Origin of the sequence: Chryseolinea soli (assembly GCF_003589925.1) — a bacterium.
GTDB classification, from domain to species: Bacteria; Bacteroidota; Bacteroidia; order Cytophagales; family Cyclobacteriaceae; genus Chryseolinea; species Chryseolinea soli.
Genome location: NZ_CP032382.1, coordinates 800,335 through 821,306, shown reverse-complemented (window position 1 = coordinate 821,306; position 20,972 = coordinate 800,335). Strand labels below are relative to the sequence as shown.

Below are 20,972 nucleotides of genomic sequence, written 5' to 3'. Positions count from 1 at the left end.
ACCCTATGAGCAAGAAACTTTGCAATCCCTTTTTGCTGGCGGCCCTCGTACTGGCGTCGATCGCGGGCCACGCCCAACCTAAACCATCGTTCCGCGTGGAAGGCGAGGTGCTGAAACCGCGCACGCTGACGCAAGACGATCTCTTGAAATGGAAGACCGCAGAAGTAAAGGGCAAGGACCGCGACGGCAAGGAACACGTGTTCAAAGGTGTGCGCCTGGTCGATGTGCTGGATTCGGCTGGCGTGACGCTCGGCGCAAAATTGCGCGGCGAGAACCTGGCCAAATACGTCCTCGTGAAAGCTGCTGATGGCTATGAGGTGATCTTCTCGCTTCCCGAAATCGACCCGGAGTTCACCAGCCAAACGGTGTTGCTGGCCTACGAAGTGGACGGCCATCCGCTGGCAAAAGGCGAGGGACCGTTTCGCATGGTGGTGCCGTCGGATAAAAAACAAGCGCGCTGGATTCGCGAACTCACGACGATAAAAGTGGTATTTTCCAAGGACTGATGCCGTCGCGTGAAAGTAGCGGCCCAATGATTATCTTTAGAAACATGAACCGGATAAAATTCAGTATCGTAGGCTTCGTCATGATGATCGCCAGCCAAGGGTATGCACAACCCTCCGCCAAGATCCTGATAGCCGCCGCCTCCGACCTGAAATTTGCCCTGGACTCCGTGGCCGCGACCTTTAAAAAAAATCATCCCGGAACAGTAGACATCACCTATGGCTCGTCGGGAAAATTGTTCGAGCAAATTGCCAACAGCGCGCCCTTCGATATTTTCTTCTCGGCCGACATTACCTATCCGCAACAGCTCAAAGAAAAACAACTCACCCTTTCCGAGATCTATATCTATGGAAAGGGACGCATCGTGTTGTGGAGTAAAAAGATCGATGCGAAAAAAGAAGGTATGAACGGGCTGTTGTCGCCCGTCGTTATGAAAATCGCGATAGCGAATCCGCAGCATGCGCCTTACGGCAAACGCGCGGAGGAGGCGTTGGACTACTACAAAATGACAGAGCATGTGAAATCGAAATTGGTGTTTGGTGAAAACATTTCACAGACCGCCCAATTTGTGACCAGCGGCGCGGCCGATGCGGGCATTGTCGCGTTGTCGTTGGCCCTTTCGCCAAACATGAAAAAAGAAAAGGGAAGCTATTTTCTCATTCCCGAAGAAAGCCACAAACCGCTGGAACAAGGAGCGGTCATCACAAAACATGCACAGGGCAACGACTACGCCAAAGCTTTCCTGGACTACATGAAGAGCGACGCGGCCGGTGCCATTCTGCGCCACTTCGGGTTCACCAAGCCCTAGCCGCTATGCTCGACCTCGCGCCTTTCTACCTGACGTTAAAATTAGCCATCGTGTCGACGGCGATCCTCTTTGTGATCAGCGTCCCGGTAGCTTATGGCCTGGCCTTCGCGCGCTGGCGTGGCAAAGTAATTATCGATGCGTTGGTAGGCCTGCCGTTGGTGTTGCCACCCTCCGTTTTGGGATTTTATTTATTGCTGGCGTTCAGCCCGCAAAATGCATTTGGCCGGTTCCTGGAGAATTACTTTGACCTGCGACTCGTGTTCACCTTCCCGGGACTCGTAGTGGCGTCGGTCATTTATAGTCTGCCGTTCATGATCCAGCCTATTCAAAATGGATTCCGGTCAGTGCCCGTGGCCCTCAAAGAGGCCGCCTACACGTTAGGCAAAAGCCGGGTGACCACCCTCACCAAAGTTTTGATCCCCAACATGAAGGGCGCACTGCTCACGGGCTGCATGCTCACCTTCGCGCATACCATTGGCGAATTTGGGGTGGTCTTGATGGTGGGAGGAAATATCCCGAACGAGACGCGGGTGATTTCCGTGACCATCTACGATGAAGTAGAGGCCATGAACTATCACCAGGCGAATGTGTACGCCTCCATCCTGCTGGTGTTTTCCTTCCTGGTGCTGATCAGTGTCTACCTCGTAAACAACCGGGCATTTAAAGTGGACCCTTATCATGATTGAACTCGCCATTGCTCGAAAGCTGCACGGCGCCAGCGGTGCGATCAACCTAAACCTCGACGTCAAGATCGAGACCGGCGATTTTGTGACGCTCTATGGACCTTCGGGCGCCGGCAAAACCAGCATCCTCCGCATGCTCGCGGGCCTGCTGACTCCCCATGATGGACGCATCGTCTGTGAACGTCAGATCTGGTTCGACAAAAGCAAGCACATCAACCTGAAGCCGCAGTACCGGAACCTCGGCATGGTGTTCCAGGACTATTCCCTCTTCCCCAACATGACGGTGCAAGGCAACCTGGAATTTGCCCTGCAAAAAGGCCAACCTAAATCAAGAGTAGAAGAGCTTTTGCAGTTGACGGAGCTGGATCAACTTCGCGACAAAAAACCGGCACGCCTTTCCGGCGGACAAAAACAACGCGTAGCCTTGGCGCGCGCATTGGTGCGCCAACCCAACCTGTTGCTGCTGGACGAACCTCTGTCGGCGCTGGACATGGCGATGCAAGCAAAACTGCAAGACTATATTTTACACCTACACCGTCAATACCATCTCACCACCCTCATGGTGAGCCACGATCTCAATGAAGTGATCAAGATGTCGAAACGCGTTTTAGTTCTGGAGGATGGCACCATCAAAAAAGACGGTCCGCCGCTTGACGTTTTGCCGTTGGATAATTTGAAGCCGTTTATAACGGGGAACCTTTCGCATTGAATGCCAGCGATGGGTCCAACGAAGCGTTAGGATTTTAGCAATTCAAATGAAAATACGCTTCCCTTTCCGATATGGCTCTCCACTTTTATCTTCCCACCTTGCGCTTCGATGAACTCTTTGGAAATCGCAAGTCCCAAGCCGGTGCCCGAAGGTGTGCCGGGCACCTGGAAGAATTTTTCGAAGATCCTGTTCAGGTATTTCTCCTCTATTCCAGGACCGTGGTCTTCTACGGAAAAAATGATGGCGCCGTTCTCCGATTTACACCGTACCGTCACCGTTTCATTTTCCGGGCTGTAGCGGATGGCGTTGGTGAGGAAGTTCACCAGCACCCAAGTCGTTTTGTCCAGATCGGCTTGCAGCGACGGAATATCGTTGAACGGCTCCACGGTTATGGCCACATGCTTTCGCTCGGCTTGAAATTTTACAGCTTCTTCAGCCAGATGGATAATATCCCCGGCGTCGGCCTTTCGGATGTTGAGTTTGATATTGCCGGTTTCGACTTGCGAGAGGTCCAGCAATTCGTTCGTGATCTTTGACAGACGGGTGACCTCGTCTTCGAGCGTATGAATGATATTGTGCTGTTCTTCGTTCAGCGTGCCAACCCGTTTGTCCTGCAAGAGGCGCGTGCACATCTGCAACGAGGCGATGGGCGTTTTCAGTTCGTGCGAGATGGTGGCGATGAAATTCGTCTTGGCCAGATCGAGTTCTTTATAGGAGGTGATGTTCTTTAGCAAAATCACCTGGCCGATCTTCATCGTATCTGTTTCGCCTGTAGGCGTGTGGTGTATGGTGATGGATTCTTTTGAAAAATAATTTTCCTTGCCACCGACCACCGCTTTGATCAGCGCGCTTTCCGCCGGCGGGTTATGCCGGATCAGGCTTCTGAACAAGTCGTTGTTTACCGCCACGTCGGGTGCATAGCGATCCATCACGTCGGCGCTAGAAAGATTGAGCAGGTTCAACGCGGGTTCATTGGCAAAGATCACTTTGTCATGTTCGTCAAGCCCGATCACCGGGTCTGTCATACGGTTGATGATGGTTTCGATGCGCTTTTTCTCAAATAATATTTTGGCCAGGTTGCTGTGCTCGTATTCGTCGAGCTTTTCGGCCATCTGGTTAAACGCTTCCGCCAACTCTTCAAACTCATCCTTCCGGTCGAAGTGCAGCCGCTCTTCGTAATTCTTGCGCGCGATGGATTTGATACTACTCGTGAGCTGTACAATGGGGTTAGCGATATAGCCTGGGAAATTGATGATAAACGTAAAAGCCGCCAGCGTGCAAATGCTCCCGATGATGATCAGGTAGGTCGAAGCTTTGGTGGCCGTCTTTTGAGTAACTTCATTCTTCCGGATGATGGCTTTCATATTCATATCCTGAATGGCAAGACAAATGCTGCGGATGCGCACGATGTTGCTGTCGCCCAGCGTCGTGTTCTTCAGTCTTTCGAAAGCCACGCGAAGGGCAAGCGTGAGTTCGCGTTCGCCTTTCTCGGTGACATTGGCCTCTTGCAGTTTGAGGTTGGCTTCCATGGCTTTCAGGGCCTTGACGGAATCGATCTTGAGACTGTCGCAATTTTCGACAATGCTTTTGGTGTACTCTAACGTTTCGTAGTTGTCGGTCAATATATTTTCCGAGTCGTTGGAGAGGGCTTCGAGATAATACAATCCCAACCCGCCGATCGTAACGATCACCAGGAAGAGGAAGATAACGCCCCACGCCACTTTGATCTTGATGCTCATGATAGTATCACTAAGTCGATGTCCGAATCTGAAAGCCTGTTCAGCAATTGGTTGAAGACGTTGGTCTTCAGGATCACTTGCCACAGCCGCAAGTGAGGCTTGCCGATGCACACGGTGGTGATCTTTTTTTCTTCCGCCACGGAGGCGATCACTTCCGGTACGCGATTACTTTTCACCTGGATCACTTCGGCCCCCAGCTCGGTAGCCAATTTGAAATTGTTGATCAGGTGACGTTGCACGGAGAGCTTGATCCGGTTCGAATCTTCCTGCGGCGTCTGAACATAGAGCACATGCCATTTTGAATTGTAGTACCCCGCCAGGCGGGCGGTCTTGCGAATGATCATCCGGGCGGTATCGTGGTTGGTGCTAATGCACGCCAGGAACCGCTCGTGCCGGATCCTTTTGTCTACCGTAACCTCGCTATCTACTTTGCGCTCGACCTGCGAAGCCACTTCCTTCAAGGCCAGCTCGCGCAGTTGCAGGATCTTCTCCGCCTGGAAGAAATTTCGTAAGGCGGTCTCGATCTTGGAGGGATGATAGATCTTTCCTTCGCGGAGGCGAACGATAAGCTCGTCGGCTGTCAAGTCGATGTTCACGACTTCGTCGGCCAGTTGCAGGATGCGGTCGGGTACGCGTTCGCGCACTTCGATGCCGGTGATCTGCTGCACTTCCTCGTTCAGGCTTTCGATATGCTGGATGTTCATGGCGCTGATCACGTTGATGCCCGCGTCCAATATTTCCAGCACATCCTGCCAGCGCTTTTCATTTTTGCTGCCTTCGATGTTGGTGTGCGCCAGCTCGTCGACGATGACCACTTCCGGGTGGATATTGAGAATGGCTTGCAGGTCCATCTCCTCAAGTTCCTTGCCTTTGTAGAAGACCTTTTTTCGCGCGATCATCGGCAGGCCTGGGATGAGGTCGTGGGTCTCCTTCCGGTTGTGCGTTTCGATGAAGCCTACCTTCACATCCACATCGTTCTTTAACAAGCTGTGGGCTTCCTGCAACATGCGATACGTCTTCCCCACACCGGCGCTCATGCCGATGTAGACCTTGAATTTCCCGCGCCTGGATTTTTTGATCAGGTTCAGAAAGTGTTCGACCGATTTCTCTTTTTCTTCCATGTAAAAAGGTATACGAGGCGTTTAAGGGCGGCGTCGTGCAGGGAATTGGCGGATATACGCTCCGGTAAATATCCACACAGATCGCGAAAGCCCCCAGTTTTCTATTTAATATTTAAAGAAAGAAGCCGTGCCGGGGCACAGCTCTTTTCGTTGTTTCAAAAGGTTGGGTGTGAGCCCTTCAAATCAAACCCCCGGGTAGTGTGGTGCACGATAAAGTGCAGGCGCGCCGCCGTGAGGAAGAATCTCCAGGGTGTATATGTTTTTTTCATGGTGTGAATGCAGGGTTAAAAACTAATCGCCAATGCCGTGGAAATAAACGTATCGTTTTTCGTGGCGCGCTGTTCTCTCGTGAAAACTTCATCCTTGCTATTCAAGTGACGCACCTCGATCCGCCACAGCGCATTCGGAACGATCTGGTAGTCGAGGTTGGCCGAAATGCCGGTCGTCTTGAAGCCATGTGGTGTACCCGTGGCGATGATCACGCCATGGCCATCGCTATAGTATTCGCCGCGTGCGGCCACCGTAAGTTTATCGCTCAACGCAAGCCGGGCAATCACAACCGGTGAACACCATGCATTGGTAGAACTGCTTTCAGGGCTCTTCTCTTCCACACCGTAGTCAAATCCAACGATCAAACCAAAGGCCTTCGTCACCTGGAAGGTGCCATAGAAGTTGTGGAAGTAACGCATTTGCCGCGCGCTATCGGGTTTGTCTGTGCCGATAAACGAGCTGCTATTGAGGGTTACGTTGGAAGAAGGTTTGAAGGTGATCTGGGTACCAAACGAAGGAAGTGAATTGCCGCTAACCCGTTGAATGCGTTGCCAGCCGTTCAATACAAGCCCGGAGAAAAACCATTTGCCATTGTCGGTGGTGTACGAGATTTTGGCTCCTGCTTCATAGTAGGGTGTGTTGTCGGCCAATATGCTCCGGGTCAGGTTCCAGCAATCTTTGCCAATGGCGCTCTCAAAACCGATGTGCGAAGCGAAGATACCCGCGTCGACCCACAGATTTTTGCGGGCCGAAAGTTTTATACCGGCATTGGCCTCATAGATATTTTTCAATACACCCGGTTCGGCGGCGAGGTTCGCATTGGCATAGGTGCCCGTCATCACCGCCAGGTTGGCGCGCACGTTGTCGGTATTGTATGAGCCTTTGATGAACCCGAGGTTGAGGTTCACTTCATTGTGACGATTGTAGGCATAGACAAAACTGGGTCGCGTGTTATCTGCAGGTTTATTGAAATCATAGACATAGTACGTTTCCAGATAACCGCTTACCGTGAAGGGAGAAGGTTTTTCTTCCTCCTGGGAAAAACAAAGAATAGAAAAGGATAGGGATAAGAGCGTCAGGATTATAGTTTTCATAGTGTAGTTCTAAGTGATAAAGGGGATGCGCGGCAGGGGCGACAAATATCGCCCTTGCCATACACACAAAGTGATGATATTATTTCAATTCATCCAAGGCCATGTTGAGTTTCAGGACGTGTACTTTCGAGGGACCGAACATGCCAAGGAAGGGACCCTCGATGTGTTCGTTCACTAAGGCTTCCAGCTTAGCCGCGCCGATGTTTCGAACACGCGCAATCCGTGCGATCTGAATTCGGGCCGCCTCGGGTGAAATATCCGGATCCAATCCACTACCCGATGCAGTGACCAGGTCGGCCGGGATCTGTTCTTTGATAATACCAGGGTTGTGCACGAGAAATGTATCGATGCGCGCTTGCACCGTGGCGAGATAGTCCGGGTTGCTTGGCCCTTTGTTGCTACCGGCCGAACCGGCGGCGTTATAATCCACGGCAGAAGGTCTTCCCCAGAAGTATTTGTCTTCCGTAAATTTTTGCCCTACGCGGGCGTAGCCTACTACCTTGCCGTTTACCGAAAGTGTTTCACCTTTTCCACCACCCGGCGCAGCCTTGCCAACGCCCGCCATCAGCAGCGGATATAATCCCGCGGTGATGATCAGCAACACCAGGGTAAGCTTGAGAGATATGATGATATTCGTTTTCATTTTATTTGAATTTTAAAATCAGATAACAAAACCCAGCAATGCATCGATGAGCTTGATGCCGATGAAGGGGACTATGATCCCTCCTAAACCATAGATGAACAGGTTCCTTCTCAGCAGTGCCGATGCACCGATCGGTTTATAGGCCACACCCCGCAAGGCCAGCGGAATGAGCATGGGAATGATAAGCGCGTTGAAGATAATGGCCGAGAGAATGGCCGACTCCGGGCTTTTCAAGTTCATGATGTTCAGACTCTGCAGGGCTGGGATGGACGTAATGAACAGCGCCGGCACGATGGCAAAATATTTTGCCACGTCGTTGGCAATGGAAAACGTAGTGATCGTTCCGCGCGTGATCAGCAACTGCTTTCCGATTTCCACCACTTCGATCAGCTTCGTGGGGTCGCTGTCCAGGTCCACCATGTTGGCGGCTTCTTTGGCGGCTTGCGTACCACTGTTCATGGCCACGCCCACGTCGGCTTGAGCCAGGGCAGGGGCATCGTTGGTGCCGTCGCCCATCATGGCCACCAGTTTGCCGTTGGCCTGCTCTTCTTTGATGTAGTTCATTTTGTCTTCGGGCTTTGCCTCGGCAATGAAATCGTCGACGCCTGCCTTTTCAGCAATGTATTTTGCGGTGAGCGGATTGTCGCCGGTCACCATCACGGTCTTCACCCCCATCTTGCGCAAACGTTCAAACCGCTCGGCGATACCGGGCTTGATGATGTCTTGCAATTCGATGGCGCCCAGGGCTACGTGGTTCTCGGCAACAACCAGGGGTGTTCCACCATTGGAAGAGATCTTGTCGACCGTAGCTTTTATTTCTTCCGGGAAACGGTTGCCGTTTTTCTCCACCAATTTCCGGATGGCGTCATAGGCGCCTTTGCGGATCATGCGACCATCCAAATCGATGCCCGAGGTGCGTGTATCGGCAGAGAATTTTATCACCTTCGAATTGGGCAAACCATACGAAAGATCTTCGGGGCTTCCCATCGTAGCGGGATGCCGGTAGCCTTTTGCCGCGGCAAGCTCTACGATAGATTTTCCTTCCGGCGTTTCATCCGACAGGGAAGCCAGTGTGGCGCTTTCGATCAGGCTGTCGACGTTAACGCCTTTGCCCGGGTGAAAGTTGGTAGCCTTGCGGTTACCAATGGTGATCGTTCCTGTTTTGTCCAGCAGCAGCACATCCACATCGCCCGCCGTCTCTACAGCCTTACCACTCTTGGCAATCACGTTCGCGCCCAGCGCGCGATCCATGCCGGCAATACCGATGGCCGAGAGCAGGCCACCGATGGTCGTGGGGATCAAGCATACGAAGAGCGAAATGAAGGCGGCAATCGTGATGGGCGTGTTGGCGTAATCGGCAAAAGGCTTCAGGGTAACACACACGATCGTGAAGATCATCGTGAACGCTGCGAGCAAAATGGTCAACGCGATTTCATTCGGCGTTTTTTGACGCGTGGCGCCCTCTACGAGCGCGATCATTTTATCCAGAAAGGTTTCGCCTTGCGAAGTGGTCACGCGCACTTTGATGCTATCGGAAAGAACTTTCGTTCCACCGGTCACCGACGACTTGTCGCCACCAGCTTCGCGAATGACAGGAGCAGATTCGCCCGTGATAGCCGATTCGTCTACCGTGGCGATGCCTTCCACAATTTCGCCGTCCATAGGAATAATATCGCCGGCTTCACAAATGAAGATGTCACCTTTCTTTAGCTGTGAGGAAGGTACCATCTTGATGCGATCGGAGTTTTCGGCAAACACTTTGGCTTGCGTTGTTTCCCGGGTTTTGCGAAGGCTCTCGGCCTGCGCTTTTCCACGAGCCTCGGCAAGCCCCTCGGCAAAGTTGGCGAAGAGCAGGGTGACGAAAAGAATGATGAACACGGCCACGTTGTACCACAGCGCACCTTGCGAGGCGTCTCCCGTAAAGAGTTGGTTGGCGATGACGAACAGCATCACGAGGGTGCCGAGCTCCACGGTGAACATCACCGGGTTCTTGATCATCAGCCGGGGAGAAAGTTTTACGAACGACTGCTTGAAAGCGGAGCTTACCAATGCAGGTTCGAATAATTTTATATTGCGTTTTCTAGTCATGACTCAATTATTTAAAGAGAGAAGTATTCGGCCAAAGGACCAAGGGCCAGCGGAGGGAAGTAGGACAAGGCCGTTACAATGATGATCACCGCAAAGGTCATCATACCGAATGTGAGCGAGTCGGTTGGCAACGTGCCGCCGCTTTCCGGGATGAATTTTTTGTTGGCCAGCAAACCGGCAATGGCCACGGGACCGATGATCGGAATGAAACGTCCCAGGATCAATGCAAAGCCGCTGGTGACGTTCCAGAAGATATTGTTGTCGCCCAGTCCTTCAAAGCCGCTGCCGTTGTTGGCATTGGCGGAGGTGTATTCGTACAACATTTCCGAGAAGCCGTGATAGCTGGGATTGTTCAGCCACCCCGAAGGTTTCACAGCCCACGCGATGTCGGGATGATGTGCTACCATGTAGGCGGCTAGTGCCGTAAATCCTTTTGTGATCAGCGCGGTAAACAGTGTCACGATCATCGCGATCTTTACTTCGCGTGCTTCCACTTTGTGACCCATAAACTCGGGTGTGCGCCCTACCATCAGGCCGGAGATGAATACGGCAATGATGATGTAAATGTAATAGTTGAGTATACCCACACCACAACCACCGTAAAATCCATTTACCATCATGCCCAATAATTGCATCATGCCCGAGAGCGGCATCGAACTGTCGTGCATCGAGTTCACGGAGCCCGTTGAAATGATCGTGGTTACTATGCTCCAGTACGCAGACGCGGCCGGGCCGAATCGAACCTCTTTTCCTTCCATCGCCCCGGTGCTTTGCGAAACACCCATTTGCGCGATGGCCGGGTTGCCGTGCAGCTCCGTGATCACTGTCGGGATCAGCAAGCACAACATGCCCACGGTCATGACCAGGAAGATCACGTAAGCAAATTTTTTCCTGCGAATGTAAAAGCCCAGTGCGAAGAGCATGGCCACGGGGATGATCACCTGCGCCACCATCTCCAGGATGTTGGTGAAGTAGTTGGGATTCTCCAGCGGGTGAGCCGAATTGGCACCAAACCATCCGCCTCCATTGGTACCCACGTGCTTGATGGCGATCATGCCGGCCGCAGGTCCGCGCGAAACCTGCACGGTGTCACCCTGCATTGTGGTGATGGTGTCCTTGCCGTCGAAGCTTGTCGGGCTGCCGTTGAAGGCGAGCAATGTGGCTACCACGATACAAAGGGGGATCAGGATGCGGGTATTCGTCTTCACGAAGATGTCCCAGAAGTTTCCAAGATTGTTTGTGGTCTTTTGCTTCAGCCCGTTGAACAGGGCCACCAGGCAGGCGATGCCGGTGGCGGCGCTCACAAACTGAAGAAAGGTGATCACCAGTAATTGTGTCAGATACGTAAGACCTGACTCACCGGAATAGTGTTGGAGGTTGCAGTTCACCAAAAAGCTGATGGCGGTGTTGAAGGCCAGATCCGGTGTTTGCCCGGGATTGCCATCGGGGTTGAGCGGCAACTTGTCCTGGTACATCAACATGAAGAAGGCATAAAACAGCCACACCATGTTGATGGTCAGCATGGCTTTAAGAAACTGTTTCCAGTCCATGCTTTCTTTTGGATCGATTCCACAAATGCGATAAATAAAGCGCTCCAACGGATTCATAAAATCGGTGAAGGTGCGCTCGCCGCCAAAGACTTTGGCGATGTATTTTCCCAAAGGGTAGGCCAGGGCCACCGTGATGAGGAAGGTGAAGATGATGCCTGTGATTTCTGTGTTCATACGATTCGGCATTTAAAATTTTTCCGGTTTTATCAAGACATATAGCAGGTAGCAAAACACGGCTATGGATACGATGAAGAGTGCAATGATCATGGTGGTGCGTTTTATATTTTTTCGAAATAGTCCACTGATTTAAAGAAGAGCCAGAAGCACAACAGGAGCGACGCGAGATAGATGATGGTTAGCATACTGTTTTATAGATTTGGTATAGTAGAATTTCAAAAATTAGAGGCTCGAAGCGTGGTGCAACTGCGCATAGGTAATCCGCAGCTCACCCGGCATAAAGGGCTCAATCCACTTCCGCGCATTGGGTTGTTGGTCGAGTGAGTGAGAAAGCGTGTACAGGTAGATGTCCACGATGCCGTTTTTCACAGTCTCGTTTCCTTCCTTAAAAAGGCGAAAGGCGACTTTCAAAAACTGTTCGAGCTTTTTGAACTTACCTTCTTCGCACAGCTTCAGCGAAGCGTTGGCAAAGGCCTGGATCGATTTGTAAAACTGCCGTGTGTAATGAGGGTCGTCTTTCCTTTCGGGAACTTCGCCGTCCAGCATTACCAGGGCTATTCGTTCGGTTATCATATAATTTTATGAATGATTTACACCCCTCTGGGCAACACGAATGCCGGAAGTGTTAAGGGATTCAATTACAGCTACTTAATAAAATCGTGCTCGGCGTGTACCCTACGGAATCCGTAGGGTGTTTCCGGAAATCAAAGGGCACCCAAAGCCGGACCTGGGCAAATAGCGCAAGGGCGTCGTATGGTATGGATGTTGCTTAGGACACGTACAAATAACCGGATCACACCAAAATGGACGAAGACAGTAGTCATCAAAATTTCAGCATTCAACAAGCCACTACCGAACATCTCCACCTGGCCCCGCACATCGCGGCAACGATGGAGGAAAGTGCAAAGGCAAGGGGCACGGGCATCGGAAAACGCTCACCCGAAACCATCGCCAACTATATACGGGAAGGGAAAGCCTTGATGGCCTTTCACAGTGATGGCCGGTGGGCCGGATTTTGTTACATGAACGACTTCGACAATGGCGCCATGGTGTCCAATTCAGGACTGATCGTTGCCCCGGAATTTCGTGAACACGGATTGGCCACGCTGCTTAAAAAAGCATTGTTTGATTTGTGCCGTGAAAAATATCCCGAGGCAAGCGTCGTGGGCATTACCACCAGCGCGGCCGTGATGAAGATCAACACAGCCCTGGGCTTTTACCCGACTGCATTTTCTGAAATGCCGCACGACGAAAAATTTTGGAAGGGTTGCGAACTGTGTGTCAACCATGACATCCTGAAACGCACCGGCCGCAAGTTTTGTCTCTGCACGGCCATGCGATTCGATCCAACGGTAAAAGCCGCCGTCGCGGAAAGGCGATTTAAATAAAAGGCTTACAGGTTGTACTCTTTTATTTTTTGATACAACGTGGTTAACGCAATGCCCAAAAGTTTTGCGGCCTGCGTTTTATTGCCTTGTGTATGGCGGAGTACTTTTAGGATGTGGTGTTTCTCGGCCACGGCCAGTTCAAGCGAATCGCTGCTTTCGTCAATAGCAAAATCGGAAGGGAGCACCGATTCCGTGAGTTCATCATCGGCAAGGATCACGCTGCGCTCGATAACGTTCTTGAGTTCGCGTATGTTTCCTTTCCAGGGGTGTTGCTCCAGGGCCTTGAGAAACGCGGCGTTCATGGCGGGCTCGCGTTTATTGGTTTTGATGGAGAATTGGGTGATAAAAAATTTGGCCAGCAACACGATGTCGTCTTTCCGTTCGCGAAGCGAGGGAAGGGCGATGGTGAATACCGAAAGACGGTAATACAGATCCTTGCGAAAGTGTCCTTCATCCGATTCCTTCTCCAGGTTTCGGTTGGTCGCGGCAATGAAACGGGTGTTGACCTTCCGGGGCTTGCTCTCCCCCACGCGATAGTATTCGCCGGTCTCGATCACGCGCAAGAGCTTGGCTTGCAGGTCGATGTTCATTTCGCCGATCTCATCCAGGAACAAGGTGCCTTCGTGCGCTTCTTCGACATAGCCTTTTTTGGATTTTGTCGCGCCGGTAAAAGCACCTTCTGCATGACCGAACAATTCACTTTCCAACAAGTCTTTCGGAAAGGCGCTGCAATTCAAGGCCACGAACGACCGTGATCTGCGCGGGCTTTCATAGTGAATGGCTTGTGCAAATACCTCTTTCCCCGTTCCGGTTTCGCCCAACAGCAAAACGTTGGTATCGGTGGCAGCGACTTTTTCAGCGAGGGCAATACAGTCCTTCAAATGTTTGTTGGCGCCGAGAATATTGTTGAATCCAAATTTCTTTTGAAGAAGAGATTCCAGCGTACTCACTTTTTGTTGTAGCAGGGCTTTCTCGGCGGCCTTGCTTAACAAGGGAATGATGCGTTCCTGGTGATCACCTTTTGTGAGGTAATCGAACGCGCCGTTCTTTATCGCTTTCACACCGTCTTCAATGGTGCCGTAGGCCGTGAGCACGATAACTTCCACACCGGGATATTCTTTCTTGATCCGGGCTGTCAGATCGATGCCGTTGCCATCGGGAAGTTTTACATCCGAAATGACCACCTGGAACAAATCGTGTTGCAGCACCTTGAGGGCCTCTTTGACCGACGCGGCCTGTGCAACCGAATAGCCTTCCAGCTCCACCACACGGGAGAGCAACTTCCGAAGATTCTCTTCGTCGTCGACAACGAGTACAGATGCTTTCATGGATCTTAAATAACGCGTTCAAAGGTAAGCATTGCGGGCATTCGCGCTACCGGCCACCCATAAAAGCGTTGGGGAATATTGTTGATCGGTTGATGTGGATTCTCCACATTTTGGTTTGCTCAACAGGGTTGGGATGCTGTGCAGAACTGGCACACTTTTGTTGCAGGTCAGTCAGGCGTTAAACCGCTTTGAGTTAACTTTGCGTTCTTGGCGCCTCCGCGGTTTAAAGTATTTTTTTTAAATCAAAAGATCATGGGCCTAGCAACGTACAAGAAGAAAAGAGTTTTCAATGAAACCCCGGAGCCCACCGGCGGAAAGTCTGCCGGTGCTGCGCACACGTTTGTCGTTCAAAAGCACGCCGCGTCTCACCTTCATTACGACTTCCGCCTGGAGATGGACGGCGTGCTCAAAAGCTGGGCAGTCCCGAAAGGTCCGTCCATGGACCCATCCGTTAAGCGCCTCGCCATGATGGTGGAGGATCATCCCTATGACTACCGGACATTTGAAGGAATCATCCCCGAAGGCAACTACGGTGCCGGTACGGTCATGGTTTGGGATGAGGGGAAGTATGCCGCAGCCGATGGGCCCTTCGCTTCGAAGAAAGACGAGGACAAAGCGTTGCTACACCAACTCCACGCCGGCAAGCTAAAGTTTGTGATGCTTGGCGAAAAATTGAAAGGAGCGTTTGCTCTTGTAAAAACCAGTGCCCGGGGCGAGAATGCCTGGCTGCTCATGAAGACCCAGGACGAATATGCAACGTCGCATGATATTCTCGTAAAGGACCGGTCAGCCAAATCAGGAAAGACATTGGCCCAAATCCAAAAGAAACGAACACCAAAGAAAACGGCAGCAAAGAAGTCCACGGCAAGAAAAACAACGGCCCGAAAAAAATCCTGATCACGCGAGCCTCTAGTCCATCCGAGGCCCGCGCCTCCGGGTCTCGCTCACAATTTGGTTTCCCAGCCCGACTCTTTCAGGGCCTCGTCGTTTTCTTTTTTCAAGAAATCTTTTTCCGAGAACGACTCCGTCTCCCACTCCATCAAGGCATTGTCCGGAACGATCTCCAGGGGAACTTTCCACGCCGAAGACGGCTCGTTGTAGGCAAGGTTGGATTCGGCTGAGTAGCAGGAGATCACCGACCACCGCGAATTCTCCGACAGGTTGGCTTCGGAACGGTGCAACAGGTTGCTGTGAAAGAAGAGCGCGTCGCCGGGATGCAATTCGCAATAGACCAGCTCCATGGTTTTCAGCGCATTGTTGACCATTACCATATCGGCGCCCACTTGTTCGCCGGCAAAACCATGATTGACACGGCCAAGCTTATGCGAGCCCTTGATCACCTGCAGACAGCCGTTGCCTTTGTTCGCCGTCGTCAGGGCTACCATCACACTCATCAATTGGTCGGGATACATAAATTGGTTCTTATACCAATAGCCATAGTCCTGGTGCCATTCCCACGCACCGCCCACGCGAGGTTCCTTTTGCATAAGCTTCGAATGATAGTGACAAATGCGCCCGTTTCCGTCCATCAATTGCGCCACGCGGTGTACCATGCGCTCGCTTCGTGTGAGATAGCCAAAGGGATTGTTGCCCGGCGTATACCAAAGGGAAAGCTTTGTCTTTTTACCCGTCTGGTCGTCAAGATCCCAGGCGTTGGAGCGGATGTTCTTGTCCTCGTAGGCGATGGTCATGAGCCGGTCGATCTCTTGCGGATAGCAGAAGTTCTCGACAACAATATATCCATCGGTGTTGTATTGGGCCAGTTGTTCGGGCGTGAAGAGTGGTTTCATTGCGCGGTTGTTTTGAATGACCAAATTACTGCTCATTCAACCAGGAAGGCTACACCGGGGATGGTTAAAACTGGTACTTTTTTAACATGGTGGAACAGGAGCCAGGAGCCAGTAGAGCGTGTGGGAGTTGGGTGTGGGTGTGTGAGAGTGTGCGTGTGGTGTTTGACGTGCGAGTTTGGTCAAATTATTTCGTTCAGTGCGGAAATAAAAGTATCGATCTCAAGCTTCGTATTGAAATAGTGGGGCGAGGCGCGAATGGCCCACGCTGCCTTTTTCTCGTCGAAGTCGATGACGGCAAAATTCCGGAAGCTGGGGACGACGTTGATCTTTCGTTTCAGCAGTTCGTTCACGAGGTATTTTGGATCGGAACCGGCCACGGTAAAGGTGACCAATCCGCAGGTTTCCGGACCACGGTCGAGCATCCGAAGGCTGCTCAATGAAGCGAGCTCCTGGCGCATGTAAGTAGAGAGAAGTTTCACTTGTTGCCAGATGCGCTCCTCGCCCAGGTGCAGACAATATTCAATGGCCATCCGAGTCCCCAGGACCAGGGCATAGGCAAACTCCCAGTCTTCGAAGCGCATGGCATCTTCACGGGGTTTGTAGCGATCCTTTTCGATCCATTCCGCACCGCGCATATCAATGAACAGCGGTTCCAGTCCTTGTTGTAAGGCTTTGTCGGAAATGTAGAGAAATCCTGTGCCGCGGGGGCCACGAAGAAATTTGCGGCCGGTTACGCTCAGGAAGTCGCACTTTAAAACCTCCACGTCCAGTTTCATTTGTCCAACCGATTGGCAGGCGTCCAGCAGATACCAGGTTTTGTCGCCGTGCTGTTGCGCATAGCGTCCATAGATCTCGCCAATGGCGTTCACCGGTTGAACTAGGCCCGAGTTGGTGGGGACGTGCGTGATGGCCAGTAAGCGGGGTTGCAGGGTGTGTAACTTATGATCGAGATCATCAAGGTCAACGCCACCGCCGGGAGAATTCCGGATGTGTTCGATGCGAACGCCAAACCTTTTTTGACAGGACAGGAATTGGATTTGGTTGGAGATGAAGTCGTCGGTATCGGTCAGAATAATATCACCCGCGCGGAAGGGGATGGCAGACAGCGCACGGGTATAGGAGTCGGTGGCGCTTGCCGTAAAGGCGATGTTCGCAGGCTTACCATTGAACAGCTTGCCCGCCACATCATAGAATTGCCGGATGGCGTCGTGCCGCAGCGCAGAAGCTTCATAGCCGCCAATCTGTGACTCGAGCTTGATATGATCCAGGATACTTTGCGTCACTCCCCGCGGCATCAGGCTCGCACCGGCGTTGTTGAGATGGATGACCTGCCCGCAGCCTTCGGTGTCGTTTCGCAAGGCGGTGATCTCTTCGGGGGAGAAAGGACTTTCGTTCGTGCTTTTCATAGCGGAAAAATGTTTGATAGGACGCTGCAAAATTGCCACCGCCTGCCTGCACAATTTCTGCAAAGAACAGGGAATAGCAGTTTTTTCCGGTAATTTTAAATCCCAAAACGCATAAAACATGCAACCCCTGGACGAGTTCGACAAAAAATTATTAAGACTGTTACAACGCAACAACAAGACCACCGCCGATGAACTCGGCGAAGCGGTGGGCCTGAGCCCGTCGGCCGTGCAGCGGAGGTTGAAGCGGCTTCGCGATGAAAAAGTCATTGAAGCGGATGTGTCCATCGTTTCGCCCCAGGTGGCAGGCATCGGCATCACTTGTGTCGTCGATATTGTTCTACAGGATGGCAACTCGCGTGCCCTGGAGAAATTCAAGACCACCATGCGCAAATGCCCCGAGGTGATGCAATGTTATTTCGTGACCGGTACCTACGACTTTGTGATCCTGGTCAATGCCAAAGACATGCAGCATTACGAAGCGTTCTCCAAGAAATGGCTCATGGATAATAACAATGTAAAACACTTTTACACGCACGTGGTCATGGATAAGGTAAAAGTGGGCTATAGCGTTGAGGTTTAAGAGCGTTAGGCGGCAGCAAAGACGATCATATCATCCTTTCGTTCGAATCCGGATTCACTGGCGGCTGTGAACAGGCTCAGCCGCGTGGAATCCAGCATCAATCCGCAGGCCAAAAAATTAAATCTATTTCTATAGCAAAAGTGAAAATAATCTATTTATTTCACATTCGTTAAGTAAATAGATCGCTATGAAAACTCCATCGCTCGGAGAATTTGAAGAATTGGTCTTGTTGATGGTTGGCGCCCTCCACGACGAGGCCTATGGCGTGGCCGTGCTCGAAAACCTGGAAGGCCACCTCAAAAAGAAGCTCAACATCAGCGCCGTGCACGTCGCCCTCAAACGCATGGAAGACAAAGGGCTGGTGCGGTCGCGCTTTGGCGGCATCACCGAAGATCGGGGAGGCCGTAGAAAAAAATACTACGTCATGACCGCCCTGGGCAAGCGGGCATTGGATCACCAATACGCCCTGCGCAACAGCATCTATAGCCTGATCCCCGATATATCCTTTAGCAAATGAAACCTCCGAAACGAGCACTACAATTCCTGCGGTGGTTTTGCCGTGAAGACTATCTCGAGGAGATCGAAGGCGATCTTATCGAGGTTTTTGAAAAACAGTCTGTCTTCTCGCCCCGTCGGGCCCGGTGGAGTTTTATATGGAGTGTTTGTAAGTATCTGCGGCCGCAGTTCCTGCGTGCCTTTAAATTCAATGTTCACCAAAATGCCCGCGCTATGTTCCGCCACAACGTCACCATCACCTACCGGAATTTTTTGAAATACAAGAGTTCCTTCTTTATCAACCTGGTCGGATTGTCGTCAGGGTTGGCGTGCACCATACTGATCTATCTTTGGGTGAGCGACGAATTGAAGGTCGACCATCTGCATGCCGCCGGCGATCGCCTGGTGGAGGTGATGGAGCGTCAGGTAGACAACGGGCAGATCACCGTACAGAGCGGCACACCCGGAATGCTAGCCGAGACCATGGCGCAAGAGCTTCCCGAAGTGGCGTATGCTACCACGGTATCCTGGACCGATAAATACGTGCTCTCCGTCGACGACCACAACATGCAGGGTACAGGTGTTTATGCAGGCAAGGATTATTTTAAGATCTTTTCGTTCCCGCTGCTGCAAGGCGATCCGAACAAAGTGCTGACTGATAAAAAATCAATTGTCCTCTCCGACGAGATGGCGATACGCTTGTTTGGCACGGCCGAAAATGTGCTGGGCAAGACCGTGACCTGGCAGCATGAAAAGCTATTCAATGTGTCGGGCGTGTTCAAAAAAATGCCTGCACAATCCACACAGCAGTATGACTTTTTGCTCACCACAGACGAAATGAAGGAAGCTCACCCGTGGACCCTGCAGTGGACGAACAACGCTCCGTCGACTTTCGTGGTGTTGCGAGAGGGAGCCACCGTGGAGGCATTCTCGGCCAAGATCGTCAACTTTGTCAAGGATCATGGTGGAGAGAAAGGCACCACCGTGTTTGCCACTCCCTATGCTCATCTTTACTTGCACGGACGGTTCGTGAACGGCGTGGAAGCCGGCGGTCGGATCGAGTATGTGCGCATGTTTTCGATCATCGCATTTTTTATCTTGCTCATTGCGTGTATCAACTTCATGAATTTGTCTACCGCCCGTGCATCGCGCCGCATAAAAGAGATCGGAACGAAGAAGGCCATGGGCGCAAGCCGGCGTGCACTGATCATCCAATACCTGGGGGAATCCATGCTCATGGCATTGCTCTCGATGGCGTGTGCGTTTCTGCTGGTTATTTTGCTGTTGCCACAGTTTAATCTCATCACGGGAAAAACATTGACGGTACCTACCGACTACTCCACGCTGTTGTCGCTGGCGGGCCTTGCCGTTTTTGCAGGATGGGTGGCCGGCAGCTATCCCGCCTTGTATCTTTCCGGGTTCAACCCCGTGGCAATACTGAAAGGCCAACTTCATGGATCGTGGAGCGAACTATGGGTGCGCCGCGGATTGGTGGTGTTTCAATTTGTATGTTCCGTCGTGCTCATCGTGTCGGTGTGGGTCGTGTATGAGCAGATGCAGTATACACAAACCAAGAACCTCGGCTATAACAAGGATCACTTGTTGTACTTCGAGGGACAGGGCAAGGTCACCCAAAACCTGGAGACGGTTATCGCCACGGTCAAGAATTTTCCCGGTGTGACCGACGCCTCCAGCATCGGCCATAGCCTGATGGAATTTGGCGCCGGCAGCAGCACCAGCTCCATGCAATGGGAAGGCAAAGATCCCGACCTGGTGGTGGAGATGGAGAACGTGAGAGTGAACTATGGCATGATCGAGATGCTGGAGGTGCAATTGCTGGCCGGCCGCTACTACTCACCCCGCTTTGGCACCGAAGATACCAACATCATCTTTAACGAAGCCGCCATCGCCGCTATGGACATGCAAGATCCCATCGGCAAGACGGTAACCCTCTGGGGCAAGCCCCGCACCATTGTAGGTGTGGTAAAAGATTTTCATTTCCGGTCGTTCCATGAGAAAGTGAAACCGCTCTTTTTTAACCTCGCTCCCGACGGAACGTTTATGGTGATGATGAAAGTGGAGGCCGGCAAGGAGGCAGACGTTATCGCGCGTCTTGAGAAATTTCATAAGGAATACAACCCTGGTTTTCTTCTGAGCTATCGTTTTCTTGATCAGGATTATCAGGCACAGTATGTTGCTGAACAACGCGTGGCTACGCTTTCTAAATATTTTGCCGGCCTGGCGATTCTGATCTCCAGCTTGGGACTCCTTGGACTCGCGGCATTCACGGCAGAGCGCAGGCTTAAGGAGATTGGCATTCGCAAGATTCACGGTGCAACCAATGTTGGCGTCGTGTTTTTGCTGATGCGGGATTTTACGCGGATGGTGCTGGTGGCGATTGTTATTTCTTTTCCGGTTAGTTACGTTATCAGTAAGCAGTGGCTTGATGGGTTTGCGTATAAGATCAACTTACAATGGTGGTTTTTTGCTAGCGCCGGCTTAGCAGCGTTGATGGTGGCTTGGTTCACCGTGGCGTTGCAGACGTGGCGGGCGGCCAAGGCGAGCCCGGCAAAGACGTTGCGTAGTGGAGAGTAACGGG

Annotated in this window: 20 protein-coding genes; 9 read left to right on the top strand and 11 right to left on the bottom strand. The window is 51.9% G+C overall.

The window, feature by feature from the left end; all coding sequences use genetic code 11:
* The first annotated feature begins 5 nt into the window (after window positions 1-5).
* Genes D4L85_RS03330 through D4L85_RS03315 form a run of 4 tightly spaced genes read left to right on the top strand, consistent with a single transcriptional unit; the run spans window position 6 to window position 2,704 of the window.
* Window positions 6-506 (top strand): molybdopterin-dependent oxidoreductase, encoded by a 501-nt coding sequence (locus D4L85_RS03330; protein ID WP_119752985.1) that lies wholly within the window; start codon window positions 6-8, stop codon window positions 504-506.
* 44 nt (window positions 507-550) lie between these two features.
* On the top strand, window positions 551-1,312 hold the full coding sequence (gene modA / locus D4L85_RS03325; protein WP_228450760.1) for a molybdate ABC transporter substrate-binding protein: 762 nt from the start codon (window positions 551-553) through the stop codon (window positions 1,310-1,312).
* 5 nt (window positions 1,313-1,317) lie between these two features.
* Window positions 1,318-1,998: a molybdate ABC transporter permease subunit gene (gene modB / locus D4L85_RS03320; protein WP_119752984.1), complete on the top strand. Its 681-nt coding sequence runs from the start codon at window positions 1,318-1,320 to the stop codon at window positions 1,996-1,998.
* Window positions 1,991-2,704: an ABC transporter ATP-binding protein gene (locus D4L85_RS03315; protein WP_119752983.1), complete on the top strand. Its 714-nt coding sequence runs from the start codon at window positions 1,991-1,993 to the stop codon at window positions 2,702-2,704. Before modB ends, D4L85_RS03315 begins: the two co-directional genes overlap by 8 nt.
* A 26-nt stretch (window positions 2,705-2,730) precedes the next feature.
* On the opposite strand, the gene D4L85_RS03310 is transcribed toward D4L85_RS03315, so the two are convergent.
* The 8 genes from D4L85_RS03310 to D4L85_RS03275 form a co-directional block, all read right to left on the bottom strand.
* Window positions 2,731-4,443: an ATP-binding protein gene (locus D4L85_RS03310; RefSeq protein WP_119752982.1), complete on the bottom strand. Its 1,713-nt coding sequence runs from the start codon at window positions 4,441-4,443 to the stop codon at window positions 2,731-2,733.
* Window positions 4,440-5,564 carry a sensor protein KdpD gene (locus D4L85_RS03305; protein WP_119752981.1) on the bottom strand — a complete coding sequence of 375 codons (1,125 nt, stop codon included), beginning with the start codon at window positions 5,562-5,564 and terminating at the stop codon, window positions 4,440-4,442. Before D4L85_RS03305 ends, D4L85_RS03310 begins: the two co-directional genes overlap by 4 nt.
* Before the next feature lie 284 nt (window positions 5,565-5,848).
* Window positions 5,849-6,928, bottom strand: coding sequence for a porin (locus tag D4L85_RS03300; RefSeq protein ID WP_119752980.1), 1,080 nt, complete (start codon window positions 6,926-6,928; stop codon window positions 5,849-5,851).
* 79 nt (window positions 6,929-7,007) lie between these two features.
* Window positions 7,008-7,571, bottom strand: a complete 564-nt coding sequence (locus D4L85_RS03295; RefSeq protein ID WP_119752979.1) for a K(+)-transporting ATPase subunit C — start codon at window positions 7,569-7,571, stop codon at window positions 7,008-7,010.
* A gap of 18 nt (window positions 7,572-7,589) precedes the next feature.
* Window positions 7,590-9,659: a potassium-transporting ATPase subunit KdpB gene (kdpB, locus tag D4L85_RS03290; protein ID WP_119752978.1), complete on the bottom strand. Its 2,070-nt coding sequence runs from the start codon at window positions 9,657-9,659 to the stop codon at window positions 7,590-7,592.
* A gap of 11 nt (window positions 9,660-9,670) precedes the next feature.
* Window positions 9,671-11,383, bottom strand: a complete 1,713-nt coding sequence (gene kdpA, locus D4L85_RS03285; protein ID WP_119752977.1) for a potassium-transporting ATPase subunit KdpA — start codon at window positions 11,381-11,383, stop codon at window positions 9,671-9,673.
* A 12-nt stretch (window positions 11,384-11,395) separates the two neighbouring features.
* Window positions 11,396-11,476 carry a K(+)-transporting ATPase subunit F gene (gene kdpF, locus D4L85_RS03280; protein ID WP_162500957.1) on the bottom strand — a complete coding sequence of 27 codons (81 nt, stop codon included), beginning with the start codon at window positions 11,474-11,476 and terminating at the stop codon, window positions 11,396-11,398.
* A 132-nt stretch (window positions 11,477-11,608) separates the two neighbouring features.
* Window positions 11,609-11,959 carry a DUF7674 family protein gene (locus D4L85_RS03275; RefSeq protein ID WP_160143516.1) on the bottom strand — a complete coding sequence of 117 codons (351 nt, stop codon included), beginning with the start codon at window positions 11,957-11,959 and terminating at the stop codon, window positions 11,609-11,611.
* Window positions 11,960-12,189: 230 nt separating this feature from the next.
* On the opposite strand from D4L85_RS03275, the gene D4L85_RS03270 reads away from it, so the two are divergent.
* Window positions 12,190-12,774 carry a GNAT family N-acetyltransferase gene (locus tag D4L85_RS03270; protein ID WP_228450759.1) on the top strand — a complete coding sequence of 195 codons (585 nt, stop codon included), beginning with the start codon at window positions 12,190-12,192 and terminating at the stop codon, window positions 12,772-12,774.
* 5 nt (window positions 12,775-12,779) lie between these two features.
* Here D4L85_RS03270 and D4L85_RS03265 read toward each other — a convergent pair whose 3' ends face one another.
* Window positions 12,780-14,102, bottom strand: coding sequence for a sigma-54-dependent transcriptional regulator (locus D4L85_RS03265; protein ID WP_119752975.1), 1,323 nt, complete (start codon window positions 14,100-14,102; stop codon window positions 12,780-12,782).
* A gap of 252 nt (window positions 14,103-14,354) precedes the next feature.
* On the opposite strand from D4L85_RS03265, the gene D4L85_RS03260 reads away from it, so the two are divergent.
* Window positions 14,355-14,999 carry a DNA polymerase ligase N-terminal domain-containing protein gene (locus D4L85_RS03260; RefSeq protein WP_119752974.1) on the top strand — a complete coding sequence of 215 codons (645 nt, stop codon included), beginning with the start codon at window positions 14,355-14,357 and terminating at the stop codon, window positions 14,997-14,999.
* Between the two features lie 47 nt (window positions 15,000-15,046).
* On the opposite strand, the gene D4L85_RS03255 is transcribed toward D4L85_RS03260, so the two are convergent.
* Both D4L85_RS03255 and D4L85_RS03250 read right to left on the bottom strand, forming a co-directional pair.
* Window positions 15,047-15,892, bottom strand: a complete 846-nt coding sequence (locus D4L85_RS03255) for a phytanoyl-CoA dioxygenase family protein (protein WP_119758639.1) — start codon at window positions 15,890-15,892, stop codon at window positions 15,047-15,049.
* Between the two features lie 179 nt (window positions 15,893-16,071).
* Window positions 16,072-17,298 (bottom strand): aminotransferase class V-fold PLP-dependent enzyme, encoded by a 1,227-nt coding sequence (locus D4L85_RS03250; protein WP_119758638.1) that lies wholly within the window; start codon window positions 17,296-17,298, stop codon window positions 16,072-16,074.
* A 118-nt stretch (window positions 17,299-17,416) separates the two neighbouring features.
* Between D4L85_RS03250 and D4L85_RS03245 the strand changes: the two genes are divergently transcribed.
* The 3 genes from D4L85_RS03245 to D4L85_RS03230 all read left to right on the top strand — a co-directional run bounded on the left by D4L85_RS03245 (window position 17,417) and on the right by D4L85_RS03230 (window position 20,968).
* Window positions 17,417-17,878 carry an Lrp/AsnC family transcriptional regulator gene (locus D4L85_RS03245; RefSeq protein ID WP_119752973.1) on the top strand — a complete coding sequence of 154 codons (462 nt, stop codon included), beginning with the start codon at window positions 17,417-17,419 and terminating at the stop codon, window positions 17,876-17,878.
* A 187-nt stretch (window positions 17,879-18,065) separates the two neighbouring features.
* A complete protein-coding gene (locus D4L85_RS03240) occupies window positions 18,066-18,395 on the top strand; it encodes a PadR family transcriptional regulator (protein ID WP_119752972.1) in 330 nt (109 codons plus the stop codon).
* Window positions 18,392-20,968, top strand: a complete 2,577-nt coding sequence (locus D4L85_RS03230; protein ID WP_228450758.1) for an ABC transporter permease — start codon at window positions 18,392-18,394, stop codon at window positions 20,966-20,968. The genes D4L85_RS03240 and D4L85_RS03230 overlap by 4 nt, the downstream gene beginning before the upstream one ends.
* Window positions 20,969-20,972: the final 4 nt, after the last annotated feature.